Source organism: Nocardia sp. NPDC003269, from assembly GCF_042888005.1.
Lineage (GTDB): Bacteria > Actinomycetota > Actinomycetes > Mycobacteriales > Mycobacteriaceae > Nocardia.
This window is the reverse complement of record NZ_JBIAPA010000001.1, coordinates 1,146,794-1,168,624: the sequence shown is the minus strand read 5'-3', so window position 1 is coordinate 1,168,624 and position 21,831 is coordinate 1,146,794. Positions and strand designations below refer to the sequence as shown.

Genomic DNA, 21,831 nt, shown 5'->3' with positions numbered 1-21,831 from the left:
CGATCGCCGTTCACCGAGCGGCGGGGAATCAGCCCTTGCGGGCGATCAGCAGATGATGCGGAATCGGCGGGTTCGGCAGCGTCCGCTGCTCGACCGTCAGGCCGGCGCCGGACAGCGCCGCGACCACCTCGACGACGGGCCGCAGGGTGAATCCATAAGGCGTGAACGGCATCTTGGCCATCGCGTCGGGATCGCCGATGCCGACCACCGCCGCGCCGCCCGGTCGCAGGACGCGGGCCAGCTCGGCACAGGCGGCGGGCAGATCGTCGAGGAAGTAGAGGGTATTGACGGTGATCGCCGCGTCCAGGCTCGCGTCGGGCAGCGGCAGCGCGGCGAGGGTGCCCTCGGCGAGGACGAGCCTGGGGTCCGCGGCGGAGCGGGCGCGGGCGAGCATGTCCGCCGAGGGTTCGATGCCGTGCACCACGCCATCGGGGCCGACCCGGTCGAGCAGCAGCGTCAGCCCGACACCGCCGCCGAAGCCGATATCGGCGACCGTCGCGCCCCGGTCCGCGCCCGTCGCGGTGACCGCCTCGGCGATGGCGCGCCGGTTTCCCCGATTGAGAACGAAAGCGACGCCCTTGCCGAGCATTCCGTGCGGATTACCGAGCTGATCGGCGATGGTCGTGAGCAGACGATCCTTGACCCCGGGCATGCGGCTCATCGTAGGCGGGCGGGGTGACAGCGCGGCGATGTCGGCTGACTGACCACCGCCGACGGCCCTGGTGAGGCGAAGATCACACTGCCCTGAGCGGGCGGTATCCGGGGGTGTTCGTCGGCTGATTTCGTGGTGTTCGGCGCCCGGTTCGCAACCGGTCATTTGTCCAAATTACGGCCTCGTGACAGGTGCTACCGCTCGATTGCTAGGTGCTGATCTTGTTTGCAGCCCTGTAAACAAACTTGAAGTCTCTTTTAATGCGATTCGCGTCAGGCAACCGAAATTCTGTTGCCGTATCCGCAGGTGATCGGCTATGCGGGCGGGTTTGCATGATCATCGGCAACCGCCGGGAATATTCACTCGGTGCGGTGGCATCGGGTGGGTGACTCGTTGTCGAAGGTTTGCCGCAGGTGAATTCTCAGTGTGCGTAGGGGTCGCTGTGAGGTGGCGCCGGAAGTTAGCTGAGACTGTGAAAATCAGTGCCTTCACAGATGTTTGCTGGTTCGCAATCAGTACGCCCGACCTGCGCGTTGGGGGTTGCATGGGCATAACGATTGTGTACAGTTGACGGTAACGCTGGCCGCAGCTCGAGCCCGACTCGCTGCGGCCAGCGGAACTCAAATGGGGGAGTTCGACACCATCTCGTAACCTCGCGTAGCTGCCGATTGTCCGGCGCCGTTTCGGCGGGGTGTGCTCAGAGTTGCCTGCCGTTCAAATGCACGTGCAGATGCGAGTTCAGGCCCGGTCCAGCGACTTTGCGGTCGGTGTCAGCCAGCGATCGGCCGGATCGGGCAGGGCGGCGGGCGTCGCGGCCGCGGCGTCCTGCTCGTCGGCCACCCGGCGCCCGATCCCGAACACGTAGAACAGGAACGCCGCCTCGGCCGCGAACCCGAAGGCGATCCGCACCGGCGCGGGCAGCGGACTCGGGGTCACGAAGCCCTCCAGCAGGCCGCACACCAGCAGCACCGCCACCAGGCCGAGCGCGACCGTCGCGGTCACCTTGCCCTGCCTGGCCATCGCGGCCGCGCGGCTGCGGTGACCGGGGTCGACCAGCGTCCAGCCCAGCTTCAGCCCGACACCACCGGCGATGAACAACGCCGTCAGCTCCAGCGTGCCGTGCGGGAGGATGAAGCCGAAGAACGATTCGAGCCGGCCCGCGTCGGACATCAATCCACCGGTTATCCCCAGATTCAGCGCGTTCATGAACAGGGCGTACACAGCGGGCAGGATCAGCACACCGGTGAACAACGCGATCGCCGACACCAGCGAGTTGTGTGTCCACACCTGGGCGGCGAAGGCGTCGTTGGGGTGCTCGGTGTAGTAGGTCTCGAACGTTCCCCCAGGTCCGGTGACGATATCGATGCCGCCCTCGGGTATCCCCAGGGCCTTGCGGGCCGCCGCGGAGTTGTCCACAAGCATCGCGATCACCCCGGCGACGGCGAGGAAGATCGCGGTCACCCCCACCCACCACGGCCACGCGCGATACACAGCCGCGGGAAAGTGCCGGGTGAAGAACCGGCCGACCTCGCGCCACGGCTGCGACCGGGCCGCCAGCACCCGCCCCCTGGCCCGCGCGAGCAGCGCGCTGAGCCCGGCGACCAGGTCGGGATCGGCCGGCCTGCCCTGGATCTTCGCAAGCTGTTGCGAAGCCGCCCGGTACAACCGGACGAGTTCGTCGGCCTCCGCGCCGGACAGCTTGCGCTGGCGGACCAGCTGATCCAGCCGATGCCACGACCGTTGATGCGCCCAGCTGTAGGCATCGGTGTCCATATCGGGAATGCTAGCCACATGGCGGAATTCACCACCGGCGAAGCGGTCGCGCTCGAGCTCCCGATCGCGCGCATCCCCAGCCGTGCGGGCGCCTTTCTGCTCGACCTGGTCATCCAGCTCACGCTCGCGTTCGTGCTCGCCTACGGCGGGGTGATGGTGCTGATCGCGGCCGACGCCGACTCGGCCTGGTACGACGTCACCTTCGTGGTCACCCTCGTGACGGTGCTGATGGTCTACCCGGTGTGCAGCGAGACGATCTCGCGCGGGCGCTCCATCGGCAAGCTGGCCTTCGGCCTGCGCGTGGTGCGCGCCGACGCCGGGCCGATCGATTTCCGGCACGCGCTGACCCGCGGGCTGGCCGGGGCGATTGTGGATTTCTGGATGCTCGGCGCGTTCGGCGCGGTCGCGGTGATCTGCTCACTGTGCTCGCGCGACGCCAGGCGGGTGGGCGACGTGCTCGCCGGAACGGTGGTTGTGCACACCCGCCAGAACCTGCCGATGCCCGCGCTCGCCGTCGCGCCGCCGTGGCTGAGCGGCTGGGCGGCGCAACTCGACCCGAGCGGCCTGTCCGACGAGCTGGCCGGTGCGGTCCGCCAGTATCTGACCAGGTTGCGCACGCTCACCCCGGCCGCGCAGCACCACCTGGGCACCCAGCTGGTGACGGCGGTCTGCGCCGCCGTGCGGCGCCCGGTGCCGACGGGATACCCGCCGTACCACATCCTCGGCGCGGTTCTGGCTCGGCGACAGCAGGTTTCGCGCGGCTGAGCCGTGCCCTGTGCACAACGTGTTGGTCGATCGGTGGATGGGCTGTGAGTACCGGTGGACAACTCGGTTGTCCACAACTCACAGGGAGCCGGACTGCTTCAGTTCCAGGTACTCGTCGGCGAGCGCTTCCGGCAGCTGATCGGGCGCGGCGGCGACCACCGCGACCCCGCGCCTGCGCAGCGATTCCTGCACGAGGGCCCGCTCGGCCAGCACGGTTTCGGCGGCCGCCGCGGTGTAGACGGCGTCCGCGGTGGAGCGATCACGGGCGGCGGCGGCGATCTCCGGATCGGTGACCGAGACGATCAGGACCCGGTGCCGCTTGGTGAGGGTGGGCAACGCGGGCAGCAGGTGCTCGGTGACCGTCGGACCGTCCAGGCTGGTGAACCACACGATGAGCGCCCGCCTGCGGACCCGGGCGATCACCGTCCGCACCAGGCCGGTGGTGTCGGTATCCACAAGCCGCGGTGTCACTCCGGCGAGGGTGTGCATAAGTTTCAGCGGCAGCTGATGCCCGCCCGCGCCGGTCACCTCGGCCCGCACCGTCCGGTCGTAGGCGAGCAGGTCGACGGTGTCGCCCGCGGCCGCGGCCAGTCCACCGAGCAGCAGCGCGGCCTCGATCGAGGAATCCAGGCGCGTGCCGTCGCCGACGCGGCCCGCGCTGGCCCGGCCGGTGTCGAGCACCATCAGCACGTGCCGATTGCGTTCGGGCCGCCAGGTGCGCACGAGGACGTCGGCGGCACGGGCGGTGGCGCGCCAGTCGATGCTGCGCACGTCGTCGCCGGCCACGTACTCGCGGAAGGAGTCGAACTCGGTGCCCTGCCCGCGGGTGTTCGCGACATTGCGGCCCTCGAGATGGTGCAGCCGCTTCACCTTCGACCGCAGCAGCCGCTCGCTGCGGAACGGCGGCAGCGCGCGCACCCTGGCCGGTACCTCGACGCGCGACTGCCTGCCCGCCAGCCCGAGCGGACCGAGCAGCCGCACCGTGACGGGACCGGCCACCCGATCACCGCGATAGGTGGGGGTGAGTCCGGTGCGCAACCGGAGGCGGGTGCGCGGCGCGAGGTCGAGCCGGTGGGTGCGGTACTCGGCCCGCGCGCTGTCGGGCCAGGCGTCCCACAGCATCCCGCGCACGGTGGCCGTGCCGGTATTGGTGACGACGAGTTCCACCTCGGTGGCCCGGCCGAGCCGCACCACCGTCAGCGGATCGCGGGTGAGGGTGAGCGTGTCGGCCCGCGCGGTGAGGGCGATGTCGAACACGGCGAGCGCGAGCAGCGCCGCGCTCGCGCCGACCACGCCGACCCACGACGGGATCAGGAACATCACCAGCGCGCCCGCGATCGCCGCGAGCAGCGCGAACCGGCCTGTGACGACCACGCCGCTACACCGGAACCGGCACCGAGACCAGCAACGACGAGAGCACGCCCTCGGTGCTCACCCCGTCCAGCTCGGCCTCGGGCCGCAACTGCAGCCGGTGCCGCAGCACCGCGACCGCCACGGTCTTCACGTCGTCGGGCGTCACGTAGCCGCGTCCGTTCAGCCAGGCCAGTGACCGCGCCGCCGCCAGCAGCGCGGTCGCGCCACGGGTGGAGGCGCCGTGCGCGACGGCGGGGGAGCTGCGCGTGGCGCGGCACAGGTCGACGATGTAGGCGAGCACCTCGGGACTCACCGTCACCTGCGCGATCGCGGCGCGCGCGGCGGCGATGTGCTCGGGACCGGCCACCGGACGCAGCCCGGCGGCGCCGAGATCACGCGGATCGAAGCCGCTCGCGTGCCGCTGCAGGATGCGGAATTCGTCGTCGCGGTCGGGCAGCCGGATGTCGACCTTGAACAGGAACCGGTCGAGCTGGGCCTCGGGCAGCGGGTAGGTGCCCTCCTGCTCGATCGGGTTCTGGGTCGCGACGACGACGAACGGATCGGGCAGCGGTCGCGGCTGACCGTCCACCGAGACCTGGCGCTCCTCCATCGATTCCAGCAGCGAGGACTGGGTCTTCGGCGGGGTGCGGTTGATCTCGTCGGCCAGCAGCAGGTTGGTGAACACCGGGCCCTGCCGGAAGGTGAACTCGGCCGAATGCGGGTCGTAGATCTGCGAACCGGTGACATCGCCCGGCATCAAATCGGGCGTGAACTGCACCCGGGCGTGGTCGAGCGCCAGCGAGGTGGCCAGCGCCCGCACCAGCAGCGTCTTCGCCACGCCCGGCACGCCTTCCAGCAGCACGTGGCCGCGGCACAGCAGCGCGAGCACCAGGTACAGCACGGCCTGGTCGTTGCCGACCACGGCCTTGCCGATCTCGGTGCGCAGCGCGGCCAGCGCCGCACCGGCCTCGGCCGCGCTCGGCGATTTCTGCAGAACAGTGTTGTCGGTCATCCGAGCTCCGTCTCGATCCATTCGAGGTGTGCGGCAACGTAATACAGGGTCGTCTCGTCCGGCACCGGGCCGAACAGGACGGTGCCGATCTGCTGGGCGGGCACGCCGAGGCGGGCCGCCGTGGTGCTGACGAGCTGGTCGTCGGTCAGGTCACGGGCGCCGAGGCGGGGGCGGATCCGGCGCAGCGTCGCGGTGCGCAGGGTGCCGGCCACGTGCTCGACATCGCCGGAGCGACGGTACAGGCCTGCCTGGCCCGCGAGCAGTTCGTTCGCGGCGACCTCGACCGGGCGCGGTTCGCCGACGAGCGCGCCGCGCCTGCGTCCGCGCCACCACAGCAGCACGCCGAAGGCGATCAGCAGCTGCAAGCCGCCGAAGGCCAGCCAGGCGGGCAGGCTGGTGAAGATCGAGTCCTTGCCGGCGCCGAAGTCGGGGTCGTAGTCCGGATCATCGGGCGGATCGGGTGGTTCCGGCAGGTCGGGGATCTCGGGTGGCGGCGGCGCGTCGGGCGCGCCGCACGATTGCAGCGTCGCGTACAGCAGCAGGCTCAGCGCCAGGACGGCGGCGACCGTAGCCCAGAACTTGGGACTGCGCAGCAGCGCGGGCAGCGGCGGCAGCTGCCTGCGGCGCTTGGGCTCACGCTCGACGACCTCGAGTTCGACCGGTTCGGCGACCGGTGGGGGCGCGGACTGGGAGTACCGGTCGGCGTATTCGAGCCTGCGGTACTCGTCCTCGGTGGCGGCGCGGCCGCCGTAGACGACCTCGTCGAAACTACGCGCCGCCGGGTGCAATTCGGTGGACTGCTCCAGCGGGAGCGCGGTGGTCGCGTCGTCGGCCGTCTCCTGCGCGGTGCGCGAACGCCGGACCGGCAGCGTGCCGCCCTGTTCGAGGGCGCGCAGGACGGCGCGGAAGCGTTCCCGCAGCGCGCTGTCGTAGTCACGGCGATGCGCGGCCTGCTCGGCGGCGGCGCGATGCTCGGCGGCGGCACCGAGACGTGGCGGCGCCGGCGCGCCGTGCGGTGGCACCAGGGACCGCTCCGGCGGCGGGGCGCCCTGGTCGGGAAAGGGCTTGCCGGTCACCGGGTCTCACCTGGAATCCGGATGTCCATCCCCTCCCGCGCGCACCGCCGGTCGATGTAACAGACGGCCCGGCTGGTCGCCTCGACGATCTCGCCGACCGTCACCACCAGCAGCAGACCGCCGACCAGCAGCGTGATGAAGGCCCAGCGATGCGTGCCGGAGAAGTCGGACAGATAGAACGGCACGCCGAACGCGGGCACCGCGAGGACGGCGAAGATGACCCGCTGGGTGAGCCACAGGCCGGCCACCGTCCAATCCGCGCCCTGCACCAGCTCTTTCGACCGGGCGATCGCCGCGCCGAACCCGGCGTGCTCGCCGACGATCACCGGCTCGGTGACGAACCGCCGCGCCCGCACGTGCGACAACCAGAGCAGGGCCAGCGGATAGGTGATGATCAGCAGGCTGCCGACCAGCAGCACACCGATGCCGGTGAGCGAGAACATGATCTGCGCGAGCACCAGCGGACCGGCGCGCCGCGCGGCCGCCCGCACCCCGGCGAGCGCGCCGTAGCGCACCCCGCCGAAATCGGCGAGTGCGATCGCGACCGTCGCGCCGCGCAGCACCAGGCGCGACAGCCAGATGAACGCCGCCGAACCGAGGATCGCGGCCCACGCCGTGCCCGCGTCGGAGCCGTCGGTCAGGTGCGAGACCAGGCCGGTCACCCCGAGCACGCCGAGCACGGCCAGCACGAGCACGCTCCCACCGAGCGCCGCCAGCGCCCGGATATGGGCCTGGATCAGGGCGAACGGCTCGTCGAGCAGTTCGCGGAAACGCAGGGGCCGGATCGGTACCGTCGGCGGAGAGTGCGGCGCCGGCGTGGACGCCGGTGCCGGATCGGTTCCCGCCCCGACGGCGCCGACCGCTTCGACGGCGGGACGCACGTCGGCGAGTCTAGCTGTGTTGTTGGAGCGCTGGCGCGCTCGAGTCGCGGCCCCTCCTGTCCCGCCGATCAGGCACCGTGGCTTGCTCCTTCGTCGCGTACGCCACGGCGCCTGATCGGCGGGACGGCCGCGACGGCCGACTTCGTCGGCCTGCCCCTCCTCGAGGTCGGGGCGTGCGGGGTTGGGAAGGCGGACAGTTGCTGTTCGGGCCGACTCAGTGCATCTCGGTCGATTGGGCGGTCGCGGTGGTCGGGTCCGGGGTGCGTGCGGAGAGTCTGGGGACGGCCAGTTGGGTGGGGGTCAGTCGGCCGCGGAGGGTGACGGTGTCGCCCAGGTTCCAGTGGGCGGTTTCGGAGTCGGCGGCGCGGGCGAGGGTGGTGGCCGAGCTGAGGAGGCGTTCGTCGTAGTTCTTGGACAGCTCGCACAGGCGGGCCGCCTCGTTGACGGCGTCGCCGATGACGGTGAACTCGTAGCGGTTGTGGGTGCCGACATTGCCCGCGACGACCCGGCCCGCGGCGACGCCGATGCCCGCGTCGAGGTCGGAGGCGTCGCGCAGCCTGCGCTGGATGGCGCGGCCGCAGGACAGGGCCGAGCCGGCCAGGTCGGGCAGGGGAGCAGGGGTGCCGAAGACGGCGAGGGCGGCGTCGCCCTCGAACTTGTTGAGCAGGCCGCCGTGCCGCTCGACCTCGTCGACGACGATGTCGAAGAAGCGGTTGAGGATGCCGACGATCTCGGGGGCGGGCCGGGTGGCGGCCATGGTGGTCGAGCCGATGATGTCGATGAACAGGGCGGCGGCCTCGGTCTCGGTGCCGCCGAGCACCGGCTGGGAGGCGATCGCGGCCATCGCGACATCGTGGCCGACGTGCTTGCCGAACAGGTCCTCGATCAGCGCGCGCTCGCGCAGGCCGTGCACCATCCGGTTGAAACCGCTCTGCAGGTCACCGAGTTCGGTGCCGTCGTAGAGGGTGACCTCGGTGTCGAGATCGCCGTCCTCCACCCGGCGCAGCGCCTGGCGCACCCCCTTGATCGGGGCGACCGTCGCCGCCACGACCTGGGCCATCAGCAGCATTCCGAACAGCAGCGCCGAACCGCCGAGACTGAGCACGCAGACCGCCAGCCTGGCCTTGCTCACCGCGGGATCGGCCAGCGCCCACACCGCGACGATCATCGACAGCGCCACCGGGATACCGACGCCGACCAGCCACGACAGCATGGTCCGGCCGAACACGCCGATGCCGCGGCGGCGGTGCGGGTCGGCCTGGAGCACCCGCGCGGTCACCGGCCGCAGCGCGAATTCCACGATCAGATAGCTGTTGGCGCACACCACGATGCCCGCCGCGCCGATGGACAGCACGACCTTGGGGATCAGCGCCGGATCGGCCACGCCGTAGACGATCGTCAGCGTGACCAGCGCCAGCGACCACAGCGCCGCCTGCTGCAACACCATCCAGCGCGGCGCCGAGACCGCGACGCGCTGCTCGGGTGGGGTCGGCACGTGGTCGGGGTCGGTGGCCCAGCGCATGGTGCGCAAGCCCGCCACGGTGCCCCACACGGTGCCGACGGCCAGCGCGACGACCGCGCACAGCGGCGTGAAGACGGCGTTGATCAGCAGCAGTTGCCTGGTGAAGACGGTCGGGCCGGGCAGCACGAAGCCGGCGAGCACCACGATCATCGCGATGCCGATCAGGTTGGCCACGAGCAACGGCACGGTCAGCAGCAGTTGCACACGGACCCGCCGGATGGACGACTTCTCCTCGACCGGACCGAGCAGCGGTGAGCCCCACGGCGCCGCGCCCTTCGGTCCGTTGCTGTGGATCACTCACGCACTGTAAACCGAGTATCGGGCACAGCGACAATGTGTAGCCCAGGTCACTGGACGATGTTGTCGGCTATATGACCAGTCAGTGGTCTGTTTTCCGCCGCGATACGGCATCGTGTGCGTTCCGCGCCCGCCGATTTCGTTTCGGAGTACATATGTCCACTGAAAATGTGTACTCAGCGCTCGAGCAGCCGGTCGGCGACGGCGCGGTAGCGGGCGGGATCGAGCTGCGGCAGGCCGAGCAGGGCGCGCAGGTAGACCCCGTCGCCGACCAGGCGGATGGTGTCGGCGCGGACGGGGTCGTCCACCTCGTCGTCGAGGCCGTCCGACCAGGCCGTCATCACGCCGTCGAGGGCGGTCTGCACCTCGTCGGGCTCGCTGCCCGCCGAGGCGTCGATGGTGCGCATGGTCGCCAGCAGTGAGCGGTACAGCGCGAGTTCGACGGCGTCGGCCTGGGAGGTGGGGTCGGGTGTCTGCAGGTACCACTCGGCGACCGGGGTGCCGCCCGCCCGCATCTCCGCGAGCTGGGTGTGGGCGCGTTCACCGAGTCGTTCCACCAGGCCGACGAGCAGGGCGTCCTTGCTCCGGAAGTGATAGAGCAGCCCGCCCTTGGACACGCCCGCCGCGGCGGCGACGTTGTCGAGGGTCATCTGGGCCGTGCCGCGTTCGAGCAGCAGGGTCTCCAGGGCGTCGAGGATGCGGTCGCGGGTGCCGGGGCTCACGGCGATCACTGTACCGTCTGGACGGTTTCTCTGTTACTGTACCGTCTGGACGGTTTACCAACTCAGAAAGTCGAGAAACCGATGAACACCCCCGTCACCACCGCCTCGGCTCCGCCGCATGCCACCGCGCGCGAGTGGGCCGGCATCGGTGTGCTGGCTCTCGCCCTGCTGCTGCTCGCCGTGGACGCCACCGTGCTCGACCTGGCCGTGCCCGCGATCAGCGCCGACCTGGCACCGAGCACACCGCAGCTGCTCTGGATCATCGACGTCTACTCCTTCGTGCTCGCCGGTCTGCTGGTCGTGATGGGCAACCTCGGCGACCGGATCGGCAGGCGCAGGCTGCTGCTGATCGGCGCCGTCGGCTTCGGCATCGCCTCGGCGCTGGCCGCCTGGGCGGTCTCGCCCGAGATGCTCATCGCGGCCCGCGTGCTGCAGGGTGTCGCCGGTGCCACGCTGATGCCAGCCACGCTGGGCCTGATCCGCTCGATGTTCCAGGACGCGCGGCAGCGCACCCTGGCGATCGGCGTGTGGAGCGCGATGGCGGGCGGTGGCGCCGCGGCCGGTCCGCTGGTCGGCGGCTGGCTGCTCGAGCACTTCTGGTGGGGCTCGGTGTTCCTGGTGAACCTGCCGGTCATGCTGGTGCTGCTGGCGCTCGCGCCGGTGCTCATCCCCGAATCGCGGGACCCGAATCCGGGCCGGTTCGACGCGCTCAGCGCGGTGCTGTCGATGCTGGCGCTGGTCCCGGTGGTCTACGCGGTGAAGGAGACCGCCGCGCACGGCCCGGCGGTGGCCCCGCTGCTGGTCGGTCTGGCCGGTGTGCTCGCGGGCGTGCTGTTCGTGCGCAGGCAGCGTCGCCTGGCCGACCCGATGCTGGACCTGCGGCTGTTCGCGCTGCCCCGGTTCCGGGTCGCGGTGTTCACCAACCTGCTCGCGGTGTTCGCGCTGGCCGGTGTGCTGTTCTTCGGCTCGCAGTACCTGCAGCTGGTGCTCGGGCGCTCGCCGCTGGAGGCGGGTCTGCTGATGCTGCCCGGACTCGCGGCCAGCGTGTTCGGCTCGCTGGCCGCGGCGTGGCTGGTGCGGCGCTGGCGCGCCGCGGTCGTGCTGGCCGGTGCGCTGGTGACGACCGCGCTCGGCACGGCGGCCTTCCTGCTGGTCGACGCCGTCAGCGGCGCCGAGGCGTTCGTGCTCGGTTTCGTCGGCATCGGCCTCGGCGCCGGTGTGGCCATGACGGTGGCCGCCGACCTGGTCGTCGGCTCGGCCCCGGCGGAGCGCGCCGGTGCCGCGGCGGCGATCTCGGAGACCGCCTACGAGACCGGTCTCGCGCTCGGCGTCGCCCTGCTCGGCAGCACCGTGATGGCGATCTTCCGCCGCGGTCTCGACCTGTCACTGCTGCCGGACGACGCGGTGGCGACGGCGTCCGGTTCGCTCAGCGGCGCGGTCGAGGTCGCCCGTGAGCTCCCGGCGACGGTGGCGCAGGAGTTCCTGTCCTCCGCGCACCAGGCGTTCGTCAGCGGTATCCACCTGACGGTGCTCGGCATCGTCGCGGTGCTGCTGTTCGCCGCCTACAGCGCGGTGCGCACAAAGAACACCCGCGCGTGAGTTTGCCGTGGGGTCGGTATCGATCCGGCCCCACGGCGGCTTGCTTTCGCCAGATCGCCTCGGCCCCGGGCGGGGTCGGTCGGACGGCCGTGAAGGCCCTGCCGAGCGGGTCGGCGCCGACTTCGGCGAGGCCCTCGTCGCCGACCCGTGTATCAGCGGGCGGGCGGCAGCTGACGCTGACCGCCGCCGGGGAGCTCGTTGGCGTTGCCGCCGGGGAGCTCGCCGTAGCCGTCGGCGGTCGGCAGGGTATTGCCCTGACCGGCGGGCAGCGCGGTGTAGGTCGGCGCGGCCTGGTACTGGCGCGGGTCCGGGTGGTACCTGGTCGACGGCGCGTCGACGACGGTCGAGGCGATCTGCTGGGCGTACGGGTTGTACTGCGGCGCACCCTGTTGCGGGTAGCCCGCGGGCAGGTAGCCCTGCGCGGGCTGACCCGGCAGCTGGTAGCCGGGCGGCACCATCATCTGCTGCTGCTGCGCCTGCGAGTCCTGGGTGTCGACGGTGACCTTGCGGCTGCGGCGCAGCGTGAAGGTGACCTCCTCGACCTCCTCGAACGCCTGCCGCGCGGTGCGCAGCGGGTGCGTGGCCGAGTCGATCGCGTTGGCGACGAACGAGGGCACCAGCGGGCGGATCCAGCGGGCCGCGGTGTCGGTGAACGGCACGGTGCCGATGATCGGCAGCTCGAGTCCGCCGCCCCCGGTCGGCGCCTGCGCGGGCGCGGCGGCGACCACCGGCTGGGCGGGGACCAGCGCACCGGCCTGCGGCGCGCCCGCGGGCAGCGCGTTGGGCAGGTACCCGGCGGGCAGCTGCTGCTGGGAGACGTTCGGCTCCAGAGCCACGGAGTCGTCCTTTCGATGCGGCTCGGTGATCCCGAGCTCGAAACCGCCGATGGCGGCGATGATCCTGGTGCGCTGACGTTCCCGATCGATGACGGTGTCGGCCTCGATGGCCAGGCGCGCCGCGGTGAGTTCGTGGTCGGCGCGCAGGGCGGCCGCCTCGGTGCGCACCTCGGCCCGCTTCACCGCGATCGCGGCGTCGGCATCGCGCTGGGCCCGGTCGGCGACCTCTTCGGCATCGACCCGGCGGTCCAGCGAGGTCTCCCCCCGCCACCAGCGCAGCAGCAGGGGAAGCAGGGCGAGCAGGACACCGGCCAGCAGGATGAGCACGCGCAGCGCGGCGGCCCCGGCGTGGTCGGTGGTGTAGCCGTTCATGGCCATCCAGCGGGCGCCGAGCCCACGGTCGGCCTCGGCGAACGCGGTGGCGCGGGCGGCGGCCAGCTCGGCGGTCTCGGTGCTGACCCGCTGGTCGAGCTGGTCGGTGCGGGCCTGCGCGGCGGCGAGCTGTTTCCGGGAGTCGTCGAGCATGTCGTTGGCGGTCTGGGCCTCGGGCCCGCGGCCGGGGACGCCGGTGATCCTGGTCTGCGGGCACTCCGGCGTCGGGTTGTACTCGCACCGGGCGATGACCAGCGCGCGGTCGATGTCTGCCTGTGCTTTGGCGATGCTCACGTCCAACGCGGCGCGGTCGGCGCTCGCCCGGTCGAACTCGGTGCGCGCGGCGACGACGCCCGGCGCCTGCTCGGCGCTCGCCTGCGCCCGCACGTCCAGCTCCCGGTCGACGGTGCCGCCGAGCAGCACGGTCGAGGCCAGCTCGGCGACGAGCACGCCGGCCAGCACGCCGACGCCGATCCGCGCGGCGGTGCCGACCCGGTCGGTGGCGCCGGGCCGGGTGGTGGCCAGCGCGCGCCCGAGCGCGGCGGCGGCCACGGCGACGACCAGTGCGAGCGCGACGACGGCGAACGCGCCGATCCCGTCGGCGGCGGCGAGGGCGGCGGCGGTGACGATGCCCGCGACCGCGGCGAACAGCAGCACGGCGGCACCGGTGACGACGTAGCCGCCCTGTTCATGGTTGTAGGCCAGGTCGGAGCCCGTTTCGGGATCCCGGCGCCGGGGCGAGGCGAGGCCTCCGCCGAGCCAGGTGAGTGTGCCGGTCATTGGGTTCTCCCGGGTCGTGCGCTCCACTGGGCATGGCGAAACTGTCATGGATTCGTTGTGTCAGCGTGACAGGCAGCGACCCGACACACCGAGTGTCGAGGACCCCCTTGTGGTCAGCCTCACAGTAGTAGGGCCCCGGCATCGTCGCGAGCCGACGGTGTGGGTCACATGCCCAGGCCACCTCGGCGTGTCGACCCCGGCGATCCGTACCTACCGGTTGGTAGAGGCCCCTTTGTGGCGAACGCCACTGTTCCAGAATTAGCCAGCAGTGTGCTGTGTCGCACAATCGTGATACAGACCGTACGGTCGGATGGCTGCGATGCCACGTCGGAGCCGCTGTCGGAAATATCTCACCGGTTCTGTCCCGGTTAGCGGAGCGCGCAGGTTTGACCTGCGCATTGTCTGGGAATTCTGCTGCGGTGCAGGTGAGTTCAGCTTTCGGCCCGGTGCCAACAAGTGTTTCGGACCTGCTCCGCCACGGTGTTCGCGCAGGTCGGCGCGGGTTGTTCGGGATCGATCCGGCCCCCGCTCTGCTTTACACTGGACGACGCGCGCGACGAAGCATGCCGCCGTTACAAACCCCAGCTAGACAGGTTTCTTAGCACGACCTTAGTTGGTTGGGTCTGCGGTCTGACTTATCGTTTGCTCTTACGCCGAACGCACCCCTGTTCGGCACAACCACCTGTTTCGGGGTCCGGTGAAACCGGGCCAAGACTAGCGGGTGAACCCCGCACGGAGGTAAGGGATGTGTAAGCGTTCCGTTACCTCTGAGCACCCACTACGTCAACGAAGCGGGTGGACAACTGGAGACGTGACTGCACGCCGCAAACCATCATCGCCGCTGGTTTCGGATCGTACGGACGCAGTCTTGACGGAGGCGAAACGACGAAGGGCCCAACTCAACGGGCGGCCGATTCATCGACAGCCGACTTTCTTGAAGGCAGAGGCATGACGCAACTTCCTGGCCACAGGTCACCCGGTGTCACCGGGCTCTACGATCCGGCATTCGAGCACGACGCCTGCGGCGTCGCGTTCGTCGCCGACATGCACGGACGACGCAGTCGAGACATCGTCGACAAGGCCATCACGGCCCTGCTGAACCTGGAGCACCGCGGTGCCGCCGGTGCCGAGCCGAACTCCGGCGACGGCGCGGGCATCCTGATCCAGCTTCCGGACAAGTTCTTCCGCGCGGTCGTCGACTTCGAGTTGCCTCCGGTCGGCTCCTACGCCTCCGGTATCGCCTTCCTGCCGCAGTCCCGCCGCGAGGCATCGCGTGCCGCCTACGGTGTCGAGAAGATCGTCGTCGAAGAGGGCCTCGCGGTCCTCGGCTGGCGCGAGGTGCCGATCGAGGAGTCCTCGCTCGGCGCGCTGGCCCGCGACGCGATGCCGACCTTCCGGCAGTTGTTCATCGGCTCGCCCAAGAACTCGGCCGAGCAGCTCTCCGGCCTGGATCTGGAGCGTCGCGCCTACGTGATCCGCAAGCGGATCGAGCACGAACTCGGCAAGTCCGGCTCCGGCGAGGGCTCCGTCGGCAAGGAATCGGTGTACTTCCCGAGCCTGTCCGGCGAGACCTTCATCTACAAGGGCATGTTCACCACGCCGCAGCTGCGCGCGTTCTACCTGGACCTGCAGGACGAGCGCGTCGAGTCGGCCATCGGCATCGTGCACTCGCGCTTCTCCACCAACACCTTCCCCTCGTGGCCGCTGGCGCACCCGTTCCGCCGGGTCGCCCACAACGGTGAGATCAACACCGTCACCGGTAACGAGAACTGGATGCGCGCGCGTGAGGCGCTGCTGCGTTCGGACGTGTTCGGCAAGGACGAGGCGGGCAAGAACCGCCTGCAGAAGATCTTCCCCGTCTGTACGCCGGGTGCGAGTGACACCGCGCGCTTCGACGAGGTGCTGGAACTGCTGCACCTCGGTGGCCGTGACTTGCACCACGCGATCCTGATGATGATTCCCGAGGCCTGGGAACGCAACGAGAACATGGACCCGCAGCGGCGGGCGTTCTACGAGTACCACTCCATGCTGATGGAGCCCTGGGACGGCCCTGCCGCCGTCTGCTTCTCCGACGGCAAGAAGATCGGCGCCGTGCTCGACCGCAACGGCCTGCGCCCCGGTCGCATCTGGGTGACCGAGGACGGCCTGGTCGTGCTCGCCTCCGAGGTCGGCGTCCTCGACATCGACCCCTCCACCGTGGTCCAGAAGATCCGCCTGCAGCCGGGCAAGATGTTCCTGGTCGACACCGAGGCCGGTCGCATCGTCACCGACGACGAGCTCAAGTCCGAGCTGGCCGCCGCGCAGCCGTACCAGGAGTGGCTCGACGCCGGCGTGAGCCGCCTGGCCGACCTGCCCGACCGCCCGCACGTGCACATGTCGCACGACCGCGTGCTGATCCGTCAGCAGATCTTCGGCTACACCACCGAAGACCTGAACCTGCTGATCACGCCGATGGCCAAGACCGGCGGCGAGGCACTGGGCTCGATGGGTACCGACACCCCGATCGCGGTGCTGTCGAACCGGTCGCGCCTGCTGTTCGACTACTTCTCCCAGCTGTTCGCGCAGGTCACCAACCCGCCGCTGGACGCGATCCGGGAGAAGGTCGTCACCAGCCTCAAGCGCAACATCGGCCCCGAGGCCGACCTGCTGCACCCCGGCCCGGAGTCGTGCAAGCAGATCGCGCTCGAGCAGCCGATCCTCGACAACGACGAGCTGTCCAAGCTGGTCCACATCAACGACGACGGCAGCCACGCCGAGCTGCGCTCGGTGGTCGTGCGCGGCCTGTACCCGGTCGCCGAGGGCGGCGAGGGCATGCGCAAGGCGCTGGCCGCGATCAACACCCAGGTGTCGGCGGCCATCGACGGCGGCGCGCGGATCATCGTGCTGTCCGACCGCGAGTCCAACGAGAAGCTGGCGCCGATCCCGTCGCTGCTGCTCACCTCCTCGGTGCACCACCACCTGGTGCGCGAGCGCACCCGCACCATGGTCGGCCTGGTCGTCGAGGCCGGTGACGCCCGCGAGGTGCACCACATGGCGATGCTGGTCGGCTTCGGCGCGGCCGCGATCAACCCGTACATGGCCTTCGAGACCATCGAGGACATGCTCGAGCGCGGCTCGCTGCAGATCCCTGGCTCGACCGGTGACCTGGCCGCCGACTACCGCAAGGCCGTCGCGAACTACTGCACCGCGGCCAGCAACGGCGTGCTCAAGGTGATGTCCAAGATGGGCATCTCCACCCTCGCCTCCTACAACGGCGCCCAGCTGTACCAGGTCATCGGCCTGGCCCAGGACCTGGTCGACGAGTACTTCACCGGCCTGCGCTCGCCGCTGGGCGGCATCGGCCTGGACGAGATCGCCGAAGAGGTGGCCATCCGCCACCGCACCGCGTTCCTGGAGAACCGCAACGAGCGCGCGCACCGCGAGCTCGAGGTCGGCGGCGAGTACCAGTGGCGGCGTGAGGGCGAGTACCACCTGTTCAACCCGGACACGGTGTTCAAGCTCCAGCACGCGACCCGCAGCGGTCAGTACTCGATCTTCAAGGAGTACACCAAGCTGGTCGACGATCAGTCCGAGCGGCTGGCGGCGCTGCGTGGCCTGTTCAAGTTCAAGACCGGTCAGCGCGAGTCCATCTCGATCGACGAGGTCGAGTCGGCCGCCGACATCGTCAAGCGGTTCTCGACCGGCGCGATGAGCTACGGCTCCATCTCGGCCGAGTCGCACGAGACCCTGGCGATCGCGATGAACCGCCTTGGCGCCCGCTCGAACTCCGGTGAGGGCGGCGAGAGCCCGGCCCGCTTCGAGGTCGAGGAGAACGGCGACTGGCGTCGTTCGGCGATCAAGCAGGTCGCGTCGGGTCGCTTCGGCGTCACCGCGCACTACCTGACCAACGCCACCGACATCCAGATCAAGATGGCCCAGGGCGCCAAGCCGGGCGAGGGCGGCCAGCTGCCCGCACACAAGGTGTACCCGTGGGTCGCCGAGGTGCGGCACTCCACGCCGGGCGTCGGCCTGATCTCCCCGCCGCCGCACCACGACATCTACTCGATCGAGGACCTGGCGCAGCTGATCCACGACCTGAAGAACGCGAACCCGCAGGCGCGGATTCACGTGAAACTCGTCGCGGAGCCGGGTGTCGGCACCGTCGCCACCGGTGTGTCCAAGGCGCACGCCGACGTCGTGCTCATCTCGGGCCACGACGGCGGCACCGGCGCCTCGCCGCTGACCTCGCTCAAGCACGCGGGTGGCCCCTGGGAGCTCGGCCTGGCCGAGACCCAGCAGACCCTGCTGCTCAACGGCCTGCGCGACCGCATCGTGGTCCAGGTCGACGGTCAGATGAAGACCGGCCGCGACGTGATGATCGCCGCCCTGCTCGGCGCCGAGGAGTTCGGTTTCGCGACCGCTCCGCTGGTCGTCTCGGGCTGCATCATGATGCGCGTGTGCCACCTCGACACCTGCCCGGTCGGCATCGCGACCCAGAACCCGGTGCTGCGCGAGCGCTTCTCCGGCAAGCCGGAGTTCGTCGAGAACTTCATGCTGTTCATCGCCGAGGAGGTGCGTGAGCTGCTCGCCGAGCTGGGCTTCCGCACGCTCGACGAGGCCATCGGCCGGGTCGACCTGCTCGACACCAGCAAGGCCAAGGCGCACTTCAAGGCCGCCAAGCTGGACCTGTCGCCGATTCTGGACATGCCGGAGACGGCGTTCATGAACCAGAACACCCGCTGCACCGGCACCCAGGACCACGGTCTGGACAAGGCGCTGGACAACGAGCTGATCGCGCAGAGCGCCGACGCGCTCGAGCGTGGCCAGGCGGTCAAGATCGAAACCAAGATCACCAACGTGAACCGCACGGTCGGCACCATGCTCGGCCACGAGGTGACCAAGCTCTACGGTGGCGCGGGCCTGCCCGACAACACCATCGACATCACCTTCAACGGTTCGGCGGGCAACAGCTTCGGCGCGTTCGTCCCGGCCGGCATCACGCTGCGCGTGCAGGGTGACGCCAACGACTACGTCGGCAAGGGTCTGTCCGGTGGTCACATCGTGGTCCGCCCGTCGCTCACCGCGCCGGAGGGCTTCGTCGCCGAGAACAACATCATCGCGGGCAACGTGATCATGTTCGGCGCGACCAGCGGCCGGATCCTGATCAACGGTGTGGCGGGCGAGCGGTTCGCCGTCCGTAACTCCGGCGCCACCGCGGTCGTCGAGGGTGTGGGCGACCACGCGCTCGAGTACATGACCGGTGGCCGCGTGGTGATCCTCGGTGGCACCGGCCGCAACCTCGGCGCCGGTATGTCCGGTGGTGTCGCGTTCGTCTACGACCCGGAGGGCACGCTGCCCGCGCGCGTGAGCCCGGATCAGGCGGAGGCGATCGAGCAGCTCTCCGGTGACGATTTCACCTGGCTGCGCGACATCATCACCACCCACCGCGACGAAACGGGTTCGGCTGTGGCCGAACGCATCCTGAGCGATTGGTCCCAGCAGGTGAACCATTTCGTGAAGGTCATGCCCCGCGAATACAAGAAGGTTTTGCTCGCCATCTCCGAAGCTGAGAAGAGCGGCAAGGACGTGGACGAAGCGATCATGGAGGCCGCTCGTGGCTGATCCTCAGGGATTTTTGAAGCACACCTCTCGGGAACTCCCGACCCGCCGACCGGTCGAGCTGCGACTGCTCGACTGGAAAGAGGTCTACGAGGACAAGTTCTCGCACGACTCCCTGCAGAAGCAGGCCAGCCGCTGCATGGACTGTGGTATCCCGTTCTGTCACAACGGCTGTCCGCTGGGGAACCTGATCCCCGAGTGGAACGACCTGGTGTACAAGGGTGCCTGGCGCGAGGGCATCGACCGCCTGCACGCCACCAACAACTTCCCGGAGTTCACCGGCCGCCTGTGCCCGGCTCCGTGTGAGGCGTCCTGCGTGCTCGGCATCAACCAGCAGCCGGTCACCATCAAGCAGGTCGAGGTCGAGCTCATCGAGAACGCCTTCGACGAGGGCTGGGTCACCCCGGTGTACCCGACCCGCCTGACCGGCAAGAAGATCGCCGTCGTCGGTTCGGGCCCGGCCGGCCTGGCCGCCGCCCAGCAGCTCACCCGGGCCGGTCACACCGTGACCGTGTTCGAGCGCGACGACCGCATCGGCGGCCTGATGCGCTACGGCATCCCGGAATTCAAGATGGAGAAGTCGGTCATCGACCGCCGCCTGGCGCAGATGGAGGCCGAGGGCACCATCTTCAAGGCGGGCGTCAACGTGGGTGTGGACATCACCGCCGAGCAGCTGCGTGAGCAGTTCGACGCGATCGTCCTCGCCGGTGGCGCGACCATCGCCCGCGACCTGCCGATCCCGGGCCGCGAGCTCGACGGCATCCACCAGGCGATGGAGTTCCTGCCGCTGGCCAACCGCGTCCAGCTCGGCGACGACATCACCGACGAGAACGGCCTGCCGCCCATCCACGCGAAGGGCAAGAAGGTCGTCATCATCGGTGGTGGCGACACCGGCGCCGACTGCCTCGGCACCTCGCACCGGCACGGCGCCGAGAGCGTCCACCAGTTCGAGATCATGCCGCGTCCGCCGGAGGAGCGCGCCGGTTCCACCCCGTGGCCGACCTACCCGCTCATGTACCGGGTGTCCTCGGCGCACGAGGAGGGCGGCGAGCGCGTGTTCTCCGTGAACACCGAGCGTTTCGTCGGCAAGGACGGCAAGGTCACCGGGCTAGAGGCGCACGAGGTCAAGATGGCCAACGGCCGGTTCGAGAAGGTCGAAGGCACCGACTTCACCCTCGAGGCCGACCTGGTGCTGCTGGCCATGGGCTTCGTCGGCCCGCAGAAGCCGGGCCTGCTGACCGACCTGGGCGTCGGTTACGACGGCCGCGGCAACGTGCAGCGGGACAAGAACTGGGCCACCAACATCCCCGGCGTCTTCGTCGCCGGCGATATGGGCCGTGGCCAGTCGCTCATCGTGTGGGCGATCGCCGAGGGCCGCGCCGCGGCCTCGGCGGTGGACAAGTTCCTGGAAGGCGAGACCGCGCTGCCCGCGCCGATCCCGCCGACGGCTGTCGCCCAGCGCTGATCAGCTACTTCGAAGCGCCCGTGGACCTCGGTCCACGGGCGCTTTGTCGTTGTGTCGCAGGCCATTTCGCTATCCGGGCAGCTCTGGTAGCGTCTTCCGGTTCTGCACCGGCCGGGGCGGGGCCGTCGAAAGGCGTGCGTAGGGGTCTGAACACGGCACGCGCACAATGTTTTCGGTGCCGAAGCAAACGACGTGGCTGATCTCCGGTGCAGCACATAGACTTTCCGTTATCGATGTGTAACCGGTGATGACCCGAGGGGGAGAAGTGCCGTTACCGCCGGGAACGATGGCGAGTCTGCATCGCGCCGCCGAGCGCGGGGACGGTACCGCCATGCACAACCTCGCCAACATCTACTACGACCACAGCGATTTCGACGCCGCCGAGCACTGGTTCCGCCGGGCGGCCGCCGCCGGGCACACCAGGGCGATGAACAATCTGGCCGTCCTGCTGGAGAAGCTCGGCGAGTTCGACGAGGCCGAGTCGTGGTACCGCAGGGCCGCCGCCGCGGGCAACGTCAACGCCATGTACAACCTGGCCACCCTGCTCTACCAGTGCGGTGACCGCCGGGGTGCCGAGACCTGGTACCACCATGCCGCTTTCGCGGGCAATGTCGACGCGATGTACAACCTCGCCCGCCTGTGCGAGGACCAGGACCGCCTCGACGACGCCGAGGCCTGGTATCGCGACGCCGCCGACAACGGTGACATCGACGCCGTCAACAATCTCGGCATGCTGCTGCGGCACCGCGGTGCCCTCACCGAGGCCCGCCGCTGCTTCCGCCGCGCCGCCGATCTCGGTCACCCGCGCGCCATGGCGAACCTCGCCGCGTTGCTGGAGTCCCAGGGCGCGCACCGCGAGGCCGAGTCCTGGTACCGGCGCGCCGCGGGCTGAGTAGCTCCCTTCCGGCGGACCGCCCCGTGGTCCGTGGCTTCGTCGCGTTCTTTTCGTGATGTTCGCGAGAGGGTCGCCGGTGCGGTAAACAGCGGTTGAGCACCGGGTTTATCGGGTCGGCAGCGAATCGAAATCAAGTTACCCAAAAGTATTGATACCGAGCGGTTTTCCAGCAAACCTCAGCAAACATTATGGGCCACAGCAATTTTCCGGCGTTCGGCGTGCGGGAATTTGCG

The 21,831-nt window shown here is 69.8% G+C and carries 14 protein-coding genes; 5 read left to right on the top strand and 9 right to left on the bottom strand.

The window, feature by feature from the left end:
- Nucleotides 1–28 precede the first annotated feature (28 nt).
- A complete protein-coding gene (locus ACFYWJ_RS05330) occupies nt 29–652 on the bottom strand; it encodes a methyltransferase domain-containing protein (protein ID WP_355275394.1) in 624 nt (207 codons plus the stop codon).
- A 738-nt stretch (nt 653–1,390) separates the two neighbouring features.
- Nucleotides 1,391–2,425: a stage II sporulation protein M gene (locus tag ACFYWJ_RS05325; RefSeq protein ID WP_355275395.1), complete on the bottom strand. Its 1,035-nt coding sequence runs from the start codon at nt 2,423–2,425 to the stop codon at nt 1,391–1,393.
- 18 nt (nt 2,426–2,443) lie between these two features.
- On the opposite strand from ACFYWJ_RS05325, the gene ACFYWJ_RS05320 reads away from it, so the two are divergent.
- Entirely contained in the window at nt 2,444–3,190 is a 747-nt protein-coding gene (locus ACFYWJ_RS05320) for an RDD family protein (RefSeq protein WP_355275397.1), read from the top strand.
- Between the two features lie 78 nt (nt 3,191–3,268).
- On the opposite strand, the gene ACFYWJ_RS05315 is transcribed toward ACFYWJ_RS05320, so the two are convergent.
- From ACFYWJ_RS05315 to ACFYWJ_RS05290, 6 genes are all read right to left on the bottom strand, one after another.
- Nucleotides 3,269–4,564, bottom strand: coding sequence for a DUF58 domain-containing protein (locus ACFYWJ_RS05315; protein WP_355275399.1), 1,296 nt, complete (start codon nt 4,562–4,564; stop codon nt 3,269–3,271).
- A gap of 4 nt (nt 4,565–4,568) precedes the next feature.
- Nucleotides 4,569–5,555 (bottom strand): AAA family ATPase, encoded by a 987-nt coding sequence (locus ACFYWJ_RS05310; RefSeq protein WP_355275401.1) that lies wholly within the window; start codon nt 5,553–5,555, stop codon nt 4,569–4,571.
- Nucleotides 5,552–6,631 (bottom strand): DUF4129 domain-containing protein, encoded by a 1,080-nt coding sequence (locus tag ACFYWJ_RS05305; protein WP_355275402.1) that lies wholly within the window; start codon nt 6,629–6,631, stop codon nt 5,552–5,554. Before ACFYWJ_RS05305 ends, ACFYWJ_RS05310 begins: the two co-directional genes overlap by 4 nt.
- Entirely contained in the window at nt 6,628–7,512 is an 885-nt protein-coding gene (locus ACFYWJ_RS05300; protein WP_355275404.1) for a hypothetical protein, read from the bottom strand. The genes ACFYWJ_RS05305 and ACFYWJ_RS05300 overlap by 4 nt, the downstream gene beginning before the upstream one ends.
- Nucleotides 7,513–7,726: 214 nt before the next feature.
- Nucleotides 7,727–9,331, bottom strand: a complete 1,605-nt coding sequence (locus ACFYWJ_RS05295) for an adenylate/guanylate cyclase domain-containing protein (protein WP_355283822.1) — start codon at nt 9,329–9,331, stop codon at nt 7,727–7,729.
- Nucleotides 9,332–9,507: 176 nt separating this feature from the next.
- Nucleotides 9,508–10,053, bottom strand: a complete 546-nt coding sequence (locus ACFYWJ_RS05290; RefSeq protein WP_355283819.1) for a TetR/AcrR family transcriptional regulator — start codon at nt 10,051–10,053, stop codon at nt 9,508–9,510.
- A gap of 81 nt (nt 10,054–10,134) precedes the next feature.
- On the opposite strand from ACFYWJ_RS05290, the gene ACFYWJ_RS05285 reads away from it, so the two are divergent.
- Nucleotides 10,135–11,652, top strand: coding sequence for an MFS transporter (locus ACFYWJ_RS05285; RefSeq protein WP_355283817.1), 1,518 nt, complete (start codon nt 10,135–10,137; stop codon nt 11,650–11,652).
- Between the two features lie 152 nt (nt 11,653–11,804).
- On the opposite strand, the gene ACFYWJ_RS05280 is transcribed toward ACFYWJ_RS05285, so the two are convergent.
- A complete protein-coding gene (locus ACFYWJ_RS05280) occupies nt 11,805–13,640 on the bottom strand; it encodes a DUF4407 domain-containing protein (RefSeq protein ID WP_355283814.1) in 1,836 nt (611 codons plus the stop codon).
- A 948-nt stretch (nt 13,641–14,588) separates the two neighbouring features.
- Between ACFYWJ_RS05280 and gltB the strand changes: the two genes are divergently transcribed.
- The 3 genes from gltB (at nt 14,589) to ACFYWJ_RS05265 (ending at nt 21,595) form a co-directional block, all read left to right on the top strand.
- Nucleotides 14,589–19,241, top strand: coding sequence for a glutamate synthase large subunit (gene gltB, locus ACFYWJ_RS05275; RefSeq protein WP_355283811.1), 4,653 nt, complete (start codon nt 14,589–14,591; stop codon nt 19,239–19,241).
- A complete protein-coding gene (locus tag ACFYWJ_RS05270) occupies nt 19,234–20,703 on the top strand; it encodes a glutamate synthase subunit beta (protein WP_355283809.1) in 1,470 nt (489 codons plus the stop codon). The genes gltB and ACFYWJ_RS05270 overlap by 8 nt, the downstream gene beginning before the upstream one ends.
- A gap of 286 nt (nt 20,704–20,989) precedes the next feature.
- Nucleotides 20,990–21,595, top strand: a complete 606-nt coding sequence (locus ACFYWJ_RS05265; protein WP_355283806.1) for a tetratricopeptide repeat protein — start codon at nt 20,990–20,992, stop codon at nt 21,593–21,595.
- The last annotated feature ends 236 nt before the right edge of the window (nt 21,596–21,831 follow it).

Excerpts from the sequence above, each read along its gene's own strand:
- ACFYWJ_RS05330 (WP_355275394.1), bottom strand. The coding sequence starts at position 652 with ATGCCCGGGGTCAAGGATCGTCTGCTCACGACCATCGCCGATCAGCTC.
- ACFYWJ_RS05325 (WP_355275395.1), bottom strand. The coding sequence starts at position 2,425 with ATGGACACCGATGCCTACAGCTGGGCGCATCAACGGTCGTGGCATCGG.
- ACFYWJ_RS05320 (WP_355275397.1), top strand. The coding sequence starts at position 2,444 with ATGGCGGAATTCACCACCGGCGAAGCGGTCGCGCTCGAGCTCCCGATC.
- ACFYWJ_RS05310 (WP_355275401.1), bottom strand. The coding sequence starts at position 5,555 with ATGACCGACAACACTGTTCTGCAGAAATCGCCGAGCGCGGCCGAGGCC.
- ACFYWJ_RS05285 (WP_355283817.1), top strand. The coding sequence starts at position 10,135 with ATGAACACCCCCGTCACCACCGCCTCGGCTCCGCCGCATGCCACCGCG.
- ACFYWJ_RS05280 (WP_355283814.1), bottom strand. The coding sequence starts at position 13,640 with ATGACCGGCACACTCACCTGGCTCGGCGGAGGCCTCGCCTCGCCCCGG.
- gltB (WP_355283811.1), top strand. The coding sequence starts at position 14,589 with ATGACGCAACTTCCTGGCCACAGGTCACCCGGTGTCACCGGGCTCTAC.
- ACFYWJ_RS05265 (WP_355283806.1), top strand. The coding sequence starts at position 20,990 with ATGGCGAGTCTGCATCGCGCCGCCGAGCGCGGGGACGGTACCGCCATG.